13 protein-coding genes are annotated in these 15,315 nt (G+C 67.1%); 9 read left to right on the forward strand and 4 right to left on the reverse strand.

Going from position 1 to position 15,315, the window contains the following annotated elements; genetic code table 11:
* Nucleotides 1-23 precede the first annotated feature (23 nt).
* Complete coding sequence (gene menD / locus SRU_RS07175) at nucleotides 24-1,799, forward strand: 2-succinyl-5-enolpyruvyl-6-hydroxy-3-cyclohexene-1-carboxylic-acid synthase (RefSeq protein ID WP_011404103.1); 1,776 nt, start codon at nucleotides 24-26, stop codon at nucleotides 1,797-1,799.
* A 72-nt stretch (nucleotides 1,800-1,871) separates the two neighbouring features.
* Here menD and SRU_RS07180 read toward each other — a convergent pair whose 3' ends face one another.
* A complete protein-coding gene (locus SRU_RS07180; protein WP_112903911.1) occupies nucleotides 1,872-2,771 on the reverse strand; it encodes an MBL fold metallo-hydrolase in 900 nt (299 codons plus the stop codon).
* 163 nt (nucleotides 2,772-2,934) lie between these two features.
* Here SRU_RS07180 and SRU_RS07185 point away from each other — a divergent pair, with 163 nt between their 5' ends.
* The 4 genes from SRU_RS07185 to SRU_RS07200 all read left to right on the forward strand — a co-directional run bounded on the left by SRU_RS07185 (nucleotide 2,935) and on the right by SRU_RS07200 (nucleotide 7,222).
* A complete protein-coding gene (locus SRU_RS07185) occupies nucleotides 2,935-3,903 on the forward strand; it encodes a 1,4-dihydroxy-2-naphthoate polyprenyltransferase (RefSeq protein WP_011404105.1) in 969 nt (322 codons plus the stop codon).
* A gap of 7 nt (nucleotides 3,904-3,910) precedes the next feature.
* The gene (menC, locus tag SRU_RS07190; protein WP_237702035.1) at nucleotides 3,911-5,017 is read left to right on the forward strand and encodes an o-succinylbenzoate synthase; all 1,107 of its coding nucleotides are present in this window, start codon (nucleotides 3,911-3,913) and stop codon (nucleotides 5,015-5,017) included.
* A 10-nt stretch (nucleotides 5,018-5,027) separates the two neighbouring features.
* Nucleotides 5,028-6,455 (forward strand): o-succinylbenzoate--CoA ligase, encoded by a 1,428-nt coding sequence (gene menE / locus SRU_RS07195; RefSeq protein WP_011404107.1) that lies wholly within the window; start codon nucleotides 5,028-5,030, stop codon nucleotides 6,453-6,455.
* Nucleotides 6,456-6,610: 155 nt separating this feature from the next.
* Entirely contained in the window at nucleotides 6,611-7,222 is a 612-nt protein-coding gene (locus SRU_RS07200; RefSeq protein WP_118828879.1) for a GNAT family N-acetyltransferase, read from the forward strand.
* 61 nt (nucleotides 7,223-7,283) lie between these two features.
* Here SRU_RS07200 and SRU_RS07205 read toward each other — a convergent pair whose 3' ends face one another.
* The 3 genes from SRU_RS07205 to SRU_RS07215 all read right to left on the reverse strand — a co-directional run bounded on the left by SRU_RS07205 (nucleotide 7,284) and on the right by SRU_RS07215 (nucleotide 9,235).
* The gene (locus SRU_RS07205) at nucleotides 7,284-8,399 is read right to left on the reverse strand and encodes a SpoIIE family protein phosphatase (protein ID WP_103017194.1); all 1,116 of its coding nucleotides are present in this window, start codon (nucleotides 8,397-8,399) and stop codon (nucleotides 7,284-7,286) included.
* On the reverse strand, nucleotides 8,378-8,827 hold the full coding sequence (locus SRU_RS07210; RefSeq protein WP_011404110.1) for an ATP-binding protein: 450 nt from the start codon (nucleotides 8,825-8,827) through the stop codon (nucleotides 8,378-8,380). Before SRU_RS07210 ends, SRU_RS07205 begins: the two co-directional genes overlap by 22 nt.
* 66 nt (nucleotides 8,828-8,893) lie before the next feature.
* The gene (locus tag SRU_RS07215) at nucleotides 8,894-9,235 is read right to left on the reverse strand and encodes an STAS domain-containing protein (protein WP_011404111.1); all 342 of its coding nucleotides are present in this window, start codon (nucleotides 9,233-9,235) and stop codon (nucleotides 8,894-8,896) included.
* 393 nt (nucleotides 9,236-9,628) lie between these two features.
* Between SRU_RS07215 and lptC the strand changes: the two genes are divergently transcribed.
* From lptC to glmS, 4 genes are all read left to right on the forward strand, one after another.
* Nucleotides 9,629-10,192: an LPS export ABC transporter periplasmic protein LptC gene (gene lptC, locus SRU_RS07220; RefSeq protein WP_259039464.1), complete on the forward strand. Its 564-nt coding sequence runs from the start codon at nucleotides 9,629-9,631 to the stop codon at nucleotides 10,190-10,192.
* Between the two features lie 125 nt (nucleotides 10,193-10,317).
* The gene (locus tag SRU_RS07225) at nucleotides 10,318-12,465 is read left to right on the forward strand and encodes an OstA-like protein (RefSeq protein ID WP_011404113.1); all 2,148 of its coding nucleotides are present in this window, start codon (nucleotides 10,318-10,320) and stop codon (nucleotides 12,463-12,465) included.
* Nucleotides 12,462-13,247 carry an LPS export ABC transporter ATP-binding protein gene (gene lptB, locus SRU_RS07230; RefSeq protein WP_011404114.1) on the forward strand — a complete coding sequence of 262 codons (786 nt, stop codon included), beginning with the start codon at nucleotides 12,462-12,464 and terminating at the stop codon, nucleotides 13,245-13,247. Before SRU_RS07225 ends, lptB begins: the two co-directional genes overlap by 4 nt.
* A gap of 132 nt (nucleotides 13,248-13,379) precedes the next feature.
* Nucleotides 13,380-15,218 carry a glutamine--fructose-6-phosphate transaminase (isomerizing) gene (glmS, locus tag SRU_RS07235; protein ID WP_013061880.1) on the forward strand — a complete coding sequence of 613 codons (1,839 nt, stop codon included), beginning with the start codon at nucleotides 13,380-13,382 and terminating at the stop codon, nucleotides 15,216-15,218.
* Nucleotides 15,219-15,315: the final 97 nt, after the last annotated feature.

A 15,315-nucleotide genomic window follows, 5' to 3' on the forward strand; every position in this document is an offset into this window, starting at 1 on the left:
CTTCTGACCAACCAAGTGCGCCTGTGGCCCATCAGTCCTGGTCCGTCCTCGACGCCCCGAATCCCACCTACCTGTGGACGCAGCTGCTCGTCGAGGAGCTCGTGCGGAATGGCGTACACACCTTCTTCGTCGCGCCGGGATCCCGTTCGACGCCCCTCACGGTCGCCATCGCGCGCCACCCGGAGGCCGAATCGGTGCTGCACGTGGACGAGCGGGGCGCTGCGTTTGCGGCACTGGGCGTGGGGCGCGCCGCGCGGGGGCCCGCCGCCTGGGTCACGACCTCCGGAACCGCCGTCGCGAACGGCCTGCCCGCCGCGGTGGAGGCGTCGGTCGACGGCGTGCCGATGCTCCTCCTCACGGCCGATCGCCCGCCTGAGTTGCGCGATACAGGGGCCAACCAGACGATCGACCAGGTGAAGATCTTCGGGGACTACGTGCGGTGGCAGGCCGATGTCCCCCCGCCGTCCGACGAGGTGGACCCCGCATACGTCCTGACGACGGCCGACCAGGCCCTGCACCAGACCCTCCGGGCGCCCGCAGGCCCCGTGCACGTGAACTGCATGTTTCGGAAGCCGCTGGAGCCGGTGGAGACGGAGGCGTCGGTCGCCGTTCCGACTGCCGTCGACGCGTGGGCGAGGGGCACCGAGCCGTACACGCACTACCCGACCCCCGCTCCTTCTCCGCCCGGCCCCGAGGTCGACGCGCTCGCCGAGACGGTACGCGGAACCGAGCACGGGCTCGTGGTGGCGGGGCGGCTCGACTCGGCCGCGGCGGCCGACGCGACCCGACGGCTGGCCACGCACCTCGGCTGGCCGCTCATTCCCGACCTCACGTCGCGTCTTCGTCGGGGCGGGAGGGAGCAGCCGGAGCAGGTGCCGTACGGGGACCTGGTGCTGACCTCGGCGGCCTTCCGGGAGGGCCATCCGCCACGGGCCGTTCTGCAGGTCGGGGGGCGGTTCGCGTCGAAGCGGCTGCGTCTCTTCCTCCGCGATAGCGCTCCCGAGGTCTGGGCCGTTGTGCGCCCGGATCCGTCCCGCATCGACCCGGACCACCGGGTGACGCACCACGTGGAGGCGGCTGTTCCCGCGGCGGTCGACGCGCTGGTTGCGCGGCTCGAGGAGGGCCCGAGGGGCACGACGTGGCGCGACGACTGGGCCGGTGCCAGCGAGCGCGTCGGGGCCGTCGTGCAGGCCCACGTGCAGGAGTCAGACGCGCTCACCGACCCGCTCGTGGCCGCGCTTCTCACCGAAGAGATGCCGTCGGAGCACGCGCTGGTGGCGGCCAGCAGCATGCCGGTGCGGGACCTTAACCGCCACGCCGCCCCAGGCGGGACGGGCGGCCCGGCCTTTGCCAACCGGGGCGCGAGTGGCATCGACGGGACCGTGGCAACCGCGGCGGGCATTGCCGAAGGGCGGGACGGCCCGGTGACGCTCCTGATCGGAGACCTTGCCCTCCAGCACGACCTGAACGGGCTGGCCCTTCTCCAAGACCGCCCCGTCGTGGCGATCGTCGTCAACAACGACGGTGGAGGCATCTTCCATTTCCTGCCCATCCGCAAGCACGACGAATTCGACCCGTACTTTACGACGCCCCACGGGCACGACTTCGAGCACGCGGCGGCCCTGTTCGACCTGCCGTATCATCGCCCGGACTCCCCGTCGGCCCTCCGCAGCGCCTACGCGCAGGCCTGTCGGTCTGGCGAATCGGCCCTCATTGAGGTCCGAACCGATCGTGCGACGAACCGGCAGGTGCACGATCGGCTGGAGGCATCGGTCGAGAGGGCCGTGGAGGAGGGGTGATCTCGGCCAGTTACCGAGCGTGCACTGTGCTACGTGTCGACGGCATGTGCACCCGTTCGGGAAGCCTGATCGTCACCCGGCCGTCTGCTCCCGGTAGACGGCCTCGATGCAGTCGGCAAGCGACAGTGCCCAGTCGAAGTTGAAGGCCTCGAAGCCGTCCAGCACCTTCGTCTGCTTCATCTCGTCTAAGGACGCCCCGGCCTGGCGCTGCTGCGTGACGTACTCATTGAGCGCCGAGAGAAAGTCGCGCATCACCAAGAGGTCCTCGCGCCCACCGGTGACGCCAAAGTCCGGGTTCCCGTGGCCGTGAATGACGATCGTATCGTCGTCGAGGGCCCCGTGGATGGTTTCGAGACTGTCAATCCAGCCCTGCGAGTCCGCCCCCCCGCCGACATCGATAAAGGGATAGGCCCGGTTGAAAACCAGGTCGCCCACGTGGACGATGTTCGCGTTCTCGAAGACGACGATCGCGTCGCCGCCCGTGTGGGCCGGGCCGCGGTAGCGAAGCGTGATCGTCTCGTCCCCGAGGGGCTCGGACCACGTGTCCTGGAACGTTTCCGTCGGGTACGTTTTCTCGTCGGCCGCTCCGTCTTCGGCGCCGGCCCGCATCAGCTCCGGCACGTTGGCGTGCGCCACGAGGCGGTCGGTGTGCCGGGCAAAGACGCCGTTGCCGCCGACGTGGTCGCCGTGGTGGTGTGTGTTGATGACCATCGCGAGGGGGCTGTCGGACCGTTCGCGGAGGCCGTTCCAACAGTCGGGTGCCGACTGGGGGGACTGCGTGTCGACGACTGCGATGCCGTCGTCGGTGGCGAGCCACCCGATGGTGCCCCCGCGCTGGGTAAAGGTCCCGATGCCGCCCCGGAGGGACGTGAAGCCGTCCGCGGAGGAGAGCCAAGGGGGGAGGGACGAGAGGGCCGGAGCGGCGGCGAGGGCAAGGCCGCATTGGCGGAGAAATGCACGGCGAGACGACATGGAATTGAGAGGAACTGTGGCGGTAAAATGCAGAACCCAACGTAGCCTCCGCCGGGGGCGAATTCCAGCGCACCGGCCCGCGAAGAGACAAGATTTTCCAACCCCAGCGAGCCTCACACGCGAGGGGGAATGGGATCGTCTCCGTCCTCCAGGGCGTTGAGGTGTGCGCTTGTATGAACGCTCGTCTTGTTTGCTGCAACCCCCCGACTACTCACTCATGAACGATTCGACGGACGCCCAGGACGTGAGCCAGGCACGTGTCTGGCTGTGGGCGGCCCGGCCCAAAACGCTCGGGGCGGCCGTTGCCCCTGTGCTCGTCGGGACGGGGATGGCCCTTGAGGCCGGCGCGTGGCACCTCCTCTCGGCGCTCCTGGCCCTTGCCGGGGCGGTGCTCATCCAGGTCGGGGTGAACTACCACAACGACTACGCCGACTACGTGCAGGGCGCGGACACCCAAGAGCGAGTGGGGCCGCTCCGGGTCACGCAGGCCGGGCTCGTGGCCCCTCAGACGATGCGACGGGCCACGATTCTGGTCTTCGGCCTCGCCGTGATGGCCGGCCTCTACCTCATCGCGCGGGGCGGGTGGCCCATTCTGGCCGTGGGCGTGGCGTCGATTGGGGCAGCCATCTGGTACACCGCGGGCCGGTATTCCCTCGCGGCCCTCGGGCTGGCCGATGTGTTTGTGTTCGTGTTCTTCGGCCCCGTGGCGGTGGGGGGCACCTACTACGTGCAGGCCCTGTCGCTGCCGACAGAGGTGCTCCTCGCCGGGGGCGGGCCGGGGCTGCTGTCGATCGGCATTCTACTGGTGAACAATGTTCGAGACGTGGCGGAAGACCGTCGGGCCGGCAAGCGGACGCTCGTCGTGCGCTTCGGCCGGCGATTTGGGGTCGCCGCGTACGGGGCCTGCCTGGTCGGGGCCCTGTTGCTCGCAGGACTTTTGGCAGCGGGCCTGTTCGGCACGACGCCTCACCCGTGGGCGGCCCTGCCCCTCGGGTTGCTCCCGCTCGCGATCGGGCCCATCCGGAGACTGTCCGAGACGACGGATCCGGAAAAGCTGAACCCACTGCTCGGGGCGACCGGCCGGATCCTGGTGCTGTGGGCCCTCCTCTTCGCCGTTGGCTGGAACCTCTGATGCCCCCATGCCTGTGACGATCTCGGAGGGTGCCTTGTACAGGTACGCGCTTCCGCTCACCGCACCGCTCAAGCTGGGGAGCGAGGCGGTGACCCGGCGCCGAGGCGTGCTCGTGCGGCTGACGACGGAGGAGGGCTGCGTCGGCTGGGGCGACGCCGCGCCCTTGCCGGGCTTCAGTGACGAAACACGGGGGGACGTTGAACAGCACGCCCGCGCCGCACTTCCCCGCTGGACGGGCACATCCTTCTTCGACGCTCAGGGGGACCTCGACGCCATGCTGCAGGACCTTCCCTTCGAGGCGGAGGCGCCGTCGTCCTTCCGGTTTGCGATGGAGGGGGCTGTGGTGGGGGCCGCCGCTGCGGCCCACGAGGCGTCCGTTCCGGAGATGCTGGGGACGCCGCGACAAACCGTGGCGCTGAACGCTCTGCTTCCGCGCTCCGGGGCGAATGGCCCCACACAGGCCGTGCGGCGGCAAGAGGAGGGCTACCGGGCCGTCAAGGTGAAGGTGGGGCGGGGGGGGGTTGAAGAAGACGTTGAGCGCGTCCGGGCGATCCGGAAGGCCCTCGACGCGTCCGTTGCTCTTCGTGCCGACGCAAACCGCGCCTGGTCGTTTGATGAGGCCGTGACGTTCGCGGACGGCATCGACGATCTGCACATCGCCTACGTGGAGGAGCCCCTCGCCGACCCAGCCCGCCTGGATGATTTCATCGAGAGAACGAGTCTCCCCGTGGCGCTCGACGAGACGACCCGGGAAGTCCCGCCCGCAACCCTCCGAGGCCTGCCGGGCGTGACGGCCGTCGTCCTCAAGCCGACGCTTCTCGGGGGCCTGCAGCGCACACGAGAGTGGGGGCGCGTCGCACGAGATGCGGGCGCAGCCCCCGTCCTCAGCGGCTCCTACGAGTCCGGGGTCGGGATTCAGATGCTCGTGGCGCTGGCGGCGTCCGGGCCGGCGGTGCCCGTGGGCCTTTCCACGTACGACCGCCTCGCGGCCGACGTGTACGCCCCTCCGCTCCCGATCGGCGGCCCGAACGTGGACGTGCCCGCCGTCGCGACGCCCTCCACGGCCCGCATCGCGTGGGAGCGGCTCGATCTCATCGAACGCGTTTCGGCCTGATCCGCACACCATGGCTGCCGGCCCCCATGCCCCGTGTCCGATTCATTGCCACGCCCAGGCGCGTCCCGATGCCTTGGCGCTCTGGACGTCCGACCGACGGTGGACGTACGCGGCACTTGACGCAGCGGTCGCGGCCACCGGGCGGCACCTGCGGGAGCGGGGGTGGGCCGACGGGGCACGCGTCGCGCTTCGGCTGCCGCGAGGACCGGCGTTTGTGGTGCTGCTGTGGGCCTTGTGGCGCGAGGGGGCCGTGGCCGCCCCGATCAGTACCCGCCTCCCGGACGTGGAGGCCTGGCGGGCCACGAGTCGGCTCCACGCCCGTGGTCTCATCACCCGGAACCGTGAGGCGCTAAACGAAGGAGACGGGGGGGCAGACGCCGTGCCTCCTGAGTCGATCGTGGTCCGGAACGTCACGAGCAGGCCCGCGTCGACCGCCCGGCCGATCCGTCGCCGGGCGACCATTCTCTTCACGTCCGGCAGCACGGGCCGTCCGACCGCCGTCCTGCACTCCTGGGCAAATCACCTGTACAGCGCGAAGGGGGCGAACGCGAACGTACCCCTCCGGGCCGGGGATCGGTGGCTGCTTTCGCTGCCGTTGTATCACGTGGGGGGACTGGCCATCCTCGTTCGGTGTGCGCTGGCCGGGGCCGCCGTCGCGGTGCCGGGCCGGGACGCGTCTGTTTCGGAGGCGGTGGCTACGACCGGGGCGACCCACCTGTCCCTCGTGCCGACCCAGCTCCGTCGCCTCCTGGATGCACGACAGGGGCGGGCCCCGGAGCGGGTGCGCGCCGTCCTCGTCGGAGGGGGGCCCATCCCGTCCGGACTCCTGCGCCGGGGCTCCGATCGGGGATGGCCCCTGCACACCAGCTACGGCTCCACCGAGATGGCATCGCAGATCACCACGACATCCCCTGGGGCCTCGCGTGCGGACCTGCAGACGGCCGGGCGCCGGCTCCCGCACCGCCGCGTGCAGATTGCGGAGGACGGCCACATCCTCGTTGCGGGGCCGTCCTTGTGCGTGGGCGTAATCGAAGGGGACACCATCCAGGATCCGCGCGAAGACGGCTGGTACCCGACGGGCGACGTGGGGCACTTCGATGCACAGGGACGCCTCCACGTGCAGGGGCGTGTCGATCGGCAGTTCGTCTCGGGGGGGGAGAACATCCAGCCCGAAGAGATTGAGGCGGCGCTTGAACGGGTCGACGAGATCGAGCGGGCGGTGGTCGTGGCGGTTCCTCACGAGGCCTACGGGCATCGGCCCGTGGCCTTCGTCCGGACGCGCGGCCCCCTGCGGCCGGACGCCTGGCGCCAGACGCTGTCGACGTCCCTCCCCAAATTTAAGCTCCCGGATGCCATTCGCTCCCTTCCCGAGGCCGCCGTGGACGGGCAGTTGAAAGTGGACCATGAGGCCCTGCGTCAACGGGCCCGGAGGGGGTAGAAGAAACGGTGCCCGGTGCCCAGAAGATCGGGATTGCGTTCGGAAAACGATGCAGGACTGTTGCATTCGGCGGGCCTGCCCGTTTCCTTGGGGACACGTCAGCAGCCGATGAGCACCCCTCTTCGATACGTCCCGAAATTGGAAGCGCTTCCGAAATGGATACACCGCCCCCTGTTCCCGACGTGACGCCGCTGCGCGGAGAGCGGGTCACGTTTACGCCGCTCCGAATGGAAAACATCCACACGCACTTCCGCTGGAACAACGACCCGGAATTGAATCGCCTCGACAGTGAGGTTCCGTACGAGGAGGAGTCGTTCGGGGCGTTTAAGGGGCGGTTCGAGCGCATGTGTGAAGAGTCGTCCCCCTCGACCCGGACGTTCGAAATTCATGCCCTCGAAGAGGACACGCTCATCGGCGTGGCCTATGCGGCGCACATCAATCCGCACAGCCGCCACGCGAAGGTCGGCATCACGATTGGGGATCGGGACTACTGGGGCCGTGGCTACGGTCGCGCCTCGTTTGAGATGCTGCTCTCGTACTGCTTCGATCAGGGAAACCTGCACCGCGTGAGCGCGGAGACCTTCGAGTACCACACGGCGTGGCGGGACCTGATCGAAGGAATGGGATTCACGAGGGAAGGAACGGCGCGGGACTACCTGCGCCGAGACGGGCGCTACTGGGACAAGGGCCTGTACGCCCTCTTGGCACCAGCGTATCGGGCACGCCGAGGGGAGGCACGGCAGGAGCCGTCCGTGGAGGCGGCGTGAGGAGGCCTGCGGGAAAGAGGGGCGGGGAACGGAGGGGCGAGTCGGGCCCCGCGGCGGGACGCTAATCGGCCAGGCGCTCCAGCCAGACGACCAGGAGGTCGTCCTCAAAGCTGTCGGAGGGGCTTCGGGACAGAACCCCGTCCAGCAGGGCCTGAATTGGGGCGTCGCCGCCGTAGGCCTCCACGGCGAGGTCTCGGACGCCGTCCTCGCCCAGCATGCTGCCGTCCTGGGTGTGCTGCTCCGTGAGGCCGTCGGTGTAGGACACCAGGGCGGTGCTCGGGTCGAGGTCCAACGAGACCTCCGAGAAGCGTACGTCCTCTTCCAGGCCCAGGATCAGGTCGCTGTGCTCATGAATTGTGGCTCCGTCTGGACGTACCAGGACGGGGCGGCAGTGGCCCGCGTTCGCGTACGTGACGGTGTGGGCGTGAGGGTCCCAGTGGAGGAGCAGAAACGTTGCGAACGTGTCCTCCAGCACATCGTCGTTGAGGAGCATATCGTTCAGCTCGCCCATCAGGGCGGCCGGGGAGGTCGACTCCTCCAGCAAGGTGTGGAGGGTGCCCCGCACGTAGCTTAGGAAGCTGAAGGCGTAGAATTTGGCCCGGAGGCCCTTGCCCATCACGTCCCCAATCGTGAGGAAGTAGGTGCCCTCGTCGGTCTCCGTCCAGTCGAAGAGGTCGCCGCCGCCCTGCTCGCGGGACTCGCTGTAAAAGTCGAGCTCGTAGCCGCCAATTTCCGGCGTCTCGTCCGGCAGGAGGCGGTTGGAAAAGTCGCGCCCGATTTCCGCGTCGAGCTGGGTCTGGAACATGTCGATGCGTTCCAGGAGGCGCTCCACCCGGGAGAGCAACGTTTCCATGTCGAAGGGCTTGGTGATGTAGTCGTCCACGCCCTTCCGCTCGCCCTGCTGGCGCGCCTCTTCGTCGGCCCGGGCCGTGAGGAAGATGAACGGAATGACGCGCGTGTTCTTGTCGGTTTGTAGGGCCGACTGCAGCGCGAAGCCGTCCATCTTCGGCATCATGATGTCCGATATGATCAGGTCGGGGATGGTCTCCTCAATTTGATCCAGGGCCTCCTCGCCATTTGTGGCGGTGTAGACCTCGTAGTGCTTGCCGAGGCGGTACTTCAGAAGCTCCCGAACCGTGCTATCATCCTCGACAACTAAAATAGTGTGTTCAGCCATGGATCGTGGTCGGAGGGGATGATAAATTCGAAGCGGTGAAGGCCGTCCTCCGTCGGCGAATACGAAAGGTCATCGGTGCACGTCTTGATGATCCGGAGGCCCATGCCGCGCTCCGGGAAGGCCTCCGGGTCCTCGTCGTCGGCCGGGAGGTAGGAGGTGAGGTCGAAGCCGTCCGAGTTGTCGAGCACCGAGCAGGTCACCCGCTGGGCGTCACAGGTCAGCCGGATTTCAACCATCGGGGTGCCGTTCCGGAAGCGGGCGTGCTGGTGGAGGTTCGCAATCCACTCGTGGAGCACAAGGCACGTGCAGTGAAGCGTTTCGTCGTCGATTGCGCCGTCTTGTTGAGAGACGGGCCAATCATCAGAGAGGGTACGCACCTCGTCGATCGCCCGATCGAGGTCCGTGTACGTCTTCGTAAAGGGGTCCATGGAGCCGGATCTGTGTCCAACAAGGCAGGCCGCCGTTGATGCAGACGCCCAGGGTGGGGCGATCGGCTATCCCGAAAACGCCTCGCGGGCGGCGTCCACGGACGGGAATTGGCGAAAGACCTTGTACGTTCGGGTCAACTGGACGACCACCTGAACCGGCTCCGACACGTCCGCGAAGGCGACCTTTCCGTCGTCCGGCGAGATGGCCCGGTACAGCGAAAAGATGGACCCGAGGCCGGTGGAGTCGAGCACTTCTGTGTCGGAAAAGTCGAGAATAAACTGCCGAACGCCGTCGTCAACGTGCTCCTGGAATGTCTCCTTGAAGTCGTCTGCGTTCCGAAAGTCTAAGGCTTCCCCAACATGGATGATGACGGTTTCGGAGGAAGCGGTCTCGGCGTCAAAGCTCATGATGGTGAAACGAGTCGTCTAGACGGAGAGTGGTGAGGAGAAGGTGTGCCGCAGGAACGCAGCGTGGGGCGTAAGGCCCCTCCAAAGCAAAGGGGCCAAGTGCGTGTGGGAGAGCCCCGGGGGATGAGAGAACAAAATCAATGCCAATATAACGGATAGGGGCCGGACTGTGAAACGACGCCCCAGGCGCCGCCATTGCTGCCTTGAAGAAAGTAAAGCCTGCGGGGAATATTGGGGCGCCAGTTTGGATCAATGGATCCACACAAACACAAAGCTGGTGGAATTTGTGATCCGCGCTGCACAACAAAAAGGTTAAATTGAGAAAAATAGGAAATCGTGACTCAATTGCACTGGGGCCGGCGTTCTGTGTTGGGGCTGTTGGTCTACGTGGCCGTGGGGGGAGGGCTTCTGGCCGGCGGCTGCGAGCACCGAACGCGACCGGGAGGAACCGACCGGGACAAAACGACGAGGGGACCGACGCCCAAACACGTGAGTTGGGATGCCGCGTTCAACATGTCGGAGGACGGACGACCGCGGGCCGTTCTCCGGGCTCGTCGGATGGAGCAGTACCAGACCGACGACAGTACCTACTCGGTCTGGCGCTCGATGGACGACACGACGAAGGTGCGGGTGTACCTTTTCGACGAAGAAGGTGATTCTTCGGCCACCGTCACGGCCGACAGTTTGGTGTTTCAGGACCAGAAGGGCGTGCTGGATGCGTACCGAAACGTGGTCGTGACCACCGAAGATAACAAACGGCTCGAAAGCGAACACCTTACGTGGCACCAGGCCGACCGGACGATCCGCACCCGCCGGTTCGTGCGCATCCGCACGCCCTCGGAAGTGGTTCAGGGGGACGGGCTCGTCGCGGACGAGGATCTCGAAACGTACCAGCTCGGACGGTTTTCGGCGGAGGTGGACGTCGACGAGGACGACGACACGGATGAACAGCAGTGAAGCGCGACGCCCCGGCCCTGCGCAGCATTCCTGCTTTTCGCGGGAATGCCGGTCCGGGCGCCTTGGTGCAGAGCAACTCGTCTTGATAAACCCGATTTTCCGGTGCGGACACTGCCGTCATCTGCATGACTGATCCCTTCGACCATCGGATGTGGCACCTCCTGGGACGCGCCCTGTTGGTGGCGACGGTTGGAATTGCGTGGATGGGAGGTGGAACCGAGGCGTGGGCCCAGGCCGAAGACGACACGTCCCGTGCGGCCCCGACTGGGGTAGAGCCGGCGGGCTTGGACTCGCTGCCGACAGGGGAGACCGTGCCGCCGCCCACGCCGGTACAGCCAGCATCCGACACAAGCGACCCCCCGCGGGCCTTCGTCAACGCCGACTCGCTGATCCGGAGGGAAAAGCGTGTGCAGGACCTGTACGGGGATGTCTTCGTCCGCCAAGACTTGACGCGATTGCGGTCGGACTACGCCCGGCGGTACCTCTCCCGCAGCGAGCTCCTCTTTACCGACAACGTGGTCATCTACGAACGGGGCGACACCCTCCGGGCCGATACGGTGCGGTACGACCGCGCGACCGAAGTCGGGTACGCCCGCGGCAACGTGCGGTTGACGAACGGTGAGGTAAACGTCCGGGCAGACAGCGCGCGATACTTCGCCTCGGAGAAGCGCTCGGTTTTTCCCGACAGCGTCGTGCTCGTTGACGGCGATCGAGTGCTGCGGGCCCAGCGGGGCACGTACTGGTCCGACGAGGGCCGGGCGGAATTTGGGGGACGCGTGCGGCTCACCGAGCCGGGGACGACGCTTCTCTCGGACTCCCTGACGTACTACCGCGACCGCGATCGGTCTGTGGCCTACGGAAACGTCTTCATCGACCGGCGGGGCGACGACGGGGCGGACGCCGACACCACGGCGCGGACCTATTTGTTCGGAAATCGGGCGGACAACCGGGAGGCCCGTCGCTACAGCCGGGTGGAGGGCGACGCGCTGCTGGTCCGAGTCCGGATGGACTCGACGGGCGCCCCAAGCGACACCCTGGTGGTCGCGGCCCGTCGCCTGGAGGCCTTCCGCACGGACATGCGTCGTCGGCTCGTGGCGGTGGATTCGGTGCGCATCTGGCAGCCCGACCTTTCTGCCACGGCGGATTCCGCGGTGTACGACCGCGTCGTCGCCACCACCCCCGACAGCGTCGCCGGTCGGCGGCCCCCGATCGACACGACCCGCCCGCCGCCAGACTCTGTGGCCCCACAGGCCGGTTCCGACTCACTTCGGGCCGCTGCCCCCACAGCCTCCCCGCCCGTTCCTTCCCAAAAACAGGCAACGGCCCCACCCGATTCGACCGGCGGTCGGGACCGACCCGTGCCCGACACGTCGGCGCGCTCTGCCGCGGTGGGCCCCTCCGGCCGCTCCTCTCCTACAGCCCGGCGAGGTGCCCGTGGGGCCCCGGCACCGGCGTCCCGGAGGTGGGACACCCCAACGGCACGGGCCGACAGCGCCCTGCCGATTGAGGAAACCCGCCTGTTCCGGTCCCCCACGACGTGGTTCGACGACAGTCAGGTATGGGGCGACTCCATTCGGGTCCGGGCCCGAAATCGACGCCCGGATACTGTGTTTGTCCGGGGGGCTGGATTCGCGGCCCAGCGCGATTCGGTGCTGGACCGAATCCAGCAACTGAAGGCCGAGACCATCACCGCCTTCTTTGAGGAGGGCACCCTTCACCGAATCCGGGCCCGCCCCAATGCCCGGGCCATCCGGTTCCTGGCGGCCGAGAACGATTCCCTGAACGGGGCGGCCCGGACGTCCGGCGACCGCATCGAGCTGCGTTTCGTGGACGGCAGCGTCCGGCGGGTGAGCGTCATTGGGGGGACGCAGACCACCTACTACCGGAACAGTGAGAACATCCCGGACCCTTTTCAGCTGGAGGGCTTTCAATGGACGCCAGCACGGCGCCCGATCCGAGGCAAGCTGCTCCGGGACGCCCGGGTGCGGCGGCGGCTCGGTCAAGGGCCGGCGCGTCGCGACCGCCCGGTGGCCGGGCCGGTGCCTCCGTTGGGCGCCGAGGGAACGTGGGCCTTTGGGGCCGACTCGACCGCCCAGACCGGGCCCGAACCGCCGTACCCCGCAGACCCCATGCCCGTGTACCTCTGGCAGGGGATGGTGCCCGAACGTTCGTCTTCGGACTCTACGGATCGGGGCCCGGCAGTCCCGCCCGACTCCCTGCGATCCCCCCTGCCGTCAGACACCCTCAGCACAATGCCCAGTCCCGACTCATGAGTGCCTCGTCCCCCGACGGGTCCTTTGTGGACCGAGACGCCTCCGGCGAGCCGGCGACGCTTGCGGCGCGTCACCTCACGAAGCGATACGACAAGCGGGCCGTGGTGGACGACGTGAGCCTCGACGTCAATCAGGGCGAGATCGTGGGGCTCCTCGGCCCGAACGGCGCCGGCAAGACGACGACCTTCCACATGATCGTGGGCATGATTCGTCCAAACGAGGGATCCATCCACCTGGAGGACGACGACATCACGCGACTCCCGATGTACAAGCGGGCCCGACGCGGGGTGGGGTACCTGGCCCAAGAAACCTCCGTGTTTCGGGAGCTTACGGTGGAAGATAATTTGCACGCGGTGTTGGAATTCCAGTCGATGAGCGACGCGGACCGCACCGCCCGCGTGGAGTCGCTCATCGAAGAGTTTGGGTTGGAGCGGGTGCGAGACTCGAAGGGATACGAGCTGTCCGGGGGCGAGCGCCGCCGCACCGAGATTGCGCGGGCCCTTTCGACCCGGCCCCGGTTCTTTTTGCTCGACGAGCCGTTCGCGGGCGTCGACCCGATCGCGGTCGAGGACATTCAAAGCATCGTCGCGGGCCTTCAGGAGCGCGGCATCGGGGTGCTCATCACGGACCACAACGTACACGAAACCCTTGCAATCACGGATCGCGCCTATTTACTATACGAGGGGCACATCTTGAAGCACGGCACCGCGGAAGAGCTTGCGGCCGACCCCGAGGTGCGCAAGCGGTATCTCGGCGAGAAATTTTCGCTCGAGCGGTACTAGTCGGTTTGAGCCTCCCTGGTCGGTTTTTTGCAGCGTCCATCCCCGGCCGTTGCGGTCGCAAAAAAGCCGGCTTCGACCCCGGCGCGCGTATGCTTTTCATCTCTGTTGTCACGCCAAGCCAACCGGACGTCTATGTGTGGAATTGTCGGATACATTGGGAGCCAAGAAGCGGAGGAACTCCTGCTCACGGGCCTCAAGCGCCTCGAATATCGCGGGTACGATTCGGCCGGACTCGCGACGGTCGACGATGCGGCCCTGCACGTTCAAAAACAAGAAGGAAAGGTCGATGATCTTCGGAGCAGCCTGAACGGGGCGTCCGTGGCCGGAACGACCGGCATCGGGCATACCCGCTGGGCGACCCACGGGGCCCCGAATGACGTCAACGCCCATCCCCACGTTAGCTCCGATGGCGCCTTCGCCCTGGTACACAACGGGATTATCGAAAACCACGGGGCCATTAAGGAGCGGCTCGAAGAAAAGGGCTACGCCTTCCAGAGCGAGACCGACACGGAGGTGCTCGTGAAGCTGATCGAGGAGGTAAAGCGGGCCACCGACCTGTCGCTTCCGGAGGCGGTGCGGCAGGCGCTCACCCAGGTGGTGGGCGCGTACGGCATCGCGGTTGTGTCGCGGGAAGACCCGGATCTTCTTATCGCGGCCCGCAACGGAAGCCCCCTCATCCTGGGCGTGGGCGACGACGAGTACTTTGTGGGGTCCGACGCGGCCCCGCTCGTGGAGCACACCCGACAGGTGGTATACCTGGAAGACGGAGAGATGGCCACGCTGCGGCACTCCGGCTACGAGGTGACCACCATCGACAACGAGCCCCTCAAAAAGGAGGTGCACGAGCTCGAATGGTCGCTCGGGGAGATCGAGAAGGGGGGGTACGACCACTTCATGCTGAAGGAAATCATGGAGCAGCCCGATGCCCTGGAGGACGCCATGCGGGGCCGAGTGCGGCCCGAGGACAACCAGATCCACCTGGGCGGGCTCCATGGCCACTGGGATCAGCTGCGGGAGGCGGATCGCATCGTGATTGCGGCCTGTGGGACCTCCTGGCACGCGGGCCTGGTGGGCGAGTACCTCATTGAGTCGGCGTCCCGCGTTCCGGTGGAGGTTGAGTACGCGAGTGAGTTCCGGTACCGGGACCCTGTGCTCCGAGAGGGCGACGTGGTGCTCGTCATTTCTCAGAGCGGAGAGACGGCCGACACCCTCGCGGCGGTGCGCGAGGCCCACAGCAAGGGCATTCCCTGCTTCGGCATCTGCAACGTCGTGGGATCGACCATTGCGCGGGAGACGGACGCGGGCGTGTACCTGCACGCCGGGCCCGAGATTGGCGTCGCGTCCACGAAGGCCTTCACCGCGCAGGTGACTGTGCTCTCAATGATCGCCCTGAAGCTGGCGGAGGGGCGCACGCTGTCGAAGGCGGAGCTGGCCGACAACATTCGCGCCCTCGCAGGGGTGCCCGACAAGGTGCGCCGCGTGCTGAACGCCAGCAACGGGGCCCTCCAGTCGATGGCCCACACCTACCGGTACGCGTCGAACTTTCTGTACCTGGGCCGCGGCTACAACTTCCCGGTCGCGCTGGAGGGGGCCCTCAAGCTCAAAGAGATCTCCTACATCCACGCGGAAGGCTACCCGGCGGCCGAAATGAAGCACGGCCCGATTGCCCTCATCGACCGGTCCATGCCGGTGGTCTTCATGGCGATGAAGGACAGTACCTACGACAAGGTGCTCTCCAACATCGAAGAGGTGGCCGCCCGCGAGGGGTCGGTCATTGCCATCACCGACGACAAGGACGCCGAGCTCGAAAGCCTCTGCGAGGCGGTCGTGGAGATTCCGCAGACCAAGGAGTTTCTCTCGCCGCTCCTCACCGTTATTCCGCTGCAGCTCCTGTCGTACCACATCGCGGTGCTCCGCGGCTGCCACGTCGACCAGCCCCGCAACCTCGCGAAGAGCGTGACGGTGGAGTGAGTACGGCCTGGCGGGTGTTGCTGCTGTACTCAGACAATATAGTCCAGAACTGCGCCCTACGGTCTGCCCCAGGGCCAGAGAAGAATTCGGGTCCAAC

Source organism: Salinibacter ruber DSM 13855 (genome assembly GCF_000013045.1).
In the GTDB taxonomy this organism is placed as follows: domain Bacteria; phylum Bacteroidota; class Rhodothermia; order Rhodothermales; family Salinibacteraceae; genus Salinibacter; species Salinibacter ruber.

Coding starts and splice junctions, on each gene's coding strand:
- glmS (WP_013061880.1), top strand. CDS start 13,380: ATGTGTGGAATTGTCGGATACATTGGGAGCCAAGAAGCGGAGGAACTC.
- SRU_RS07205 (WP_103017194.1), bottom strand. CDS start 8,399: ATGGCTGAACACACTATTTTAGTTGTCGAGGATGATAGCACGGTTCGG.
- SRU_RS07215 (WP_011404111.1), bottom strand. CDS start 9,235: ATGAGCTTTGACGCCGAGACCGCTTCCTCCGAAACCGTCATCATCCAT.
- SRU_RS07210 (WP_011404110.1), bottom strand. CDS start 8,827: ATGGACCCCTTTACGAAGACGTACACGGACCTCGATCGGGCGATCGAC.
- lptB (WP_011404114.1), top strand. CDS start 12,462: ATGAGTGCCTCGTCCCCCGACGGGTCCTTTGTGGACCGAGACGCCTCC.
- menE (WP_011404107.1), top strand. CDS start 5,028: ATGGCTGCCGGCCCCCATGCCCCGTGTCCGATTCATTGCCACGCCCAG.
- SRU_RS07200 (WP_118828879.1), top strand. CDS start 6,611: ATGGATACACCGCCCCCTGTTCCCGACGTGACGCCGCTGCGCGGAGAG.
- menC (WP_237702035.1), top strand. CDS start 3,911: ATGCCTGTGACGATCTCGGAGGGTGCCTTGTACAGGTACGCGCTTCCG.
- SRU_RS07225 (WP_011404113.1), top strand. CDS start 10,318: ATGACTGATCCCTTCGACCATCGGATGTGGCACCTCCTGGGACGCGCC.
- SRU_RS07180 (WP_112903911.1), bottom strand. CDS start 2,771: ATGTCGTCTCGCCGTGCATTTCTCCGCCAATGCGGCCTTGCCCTCGCC.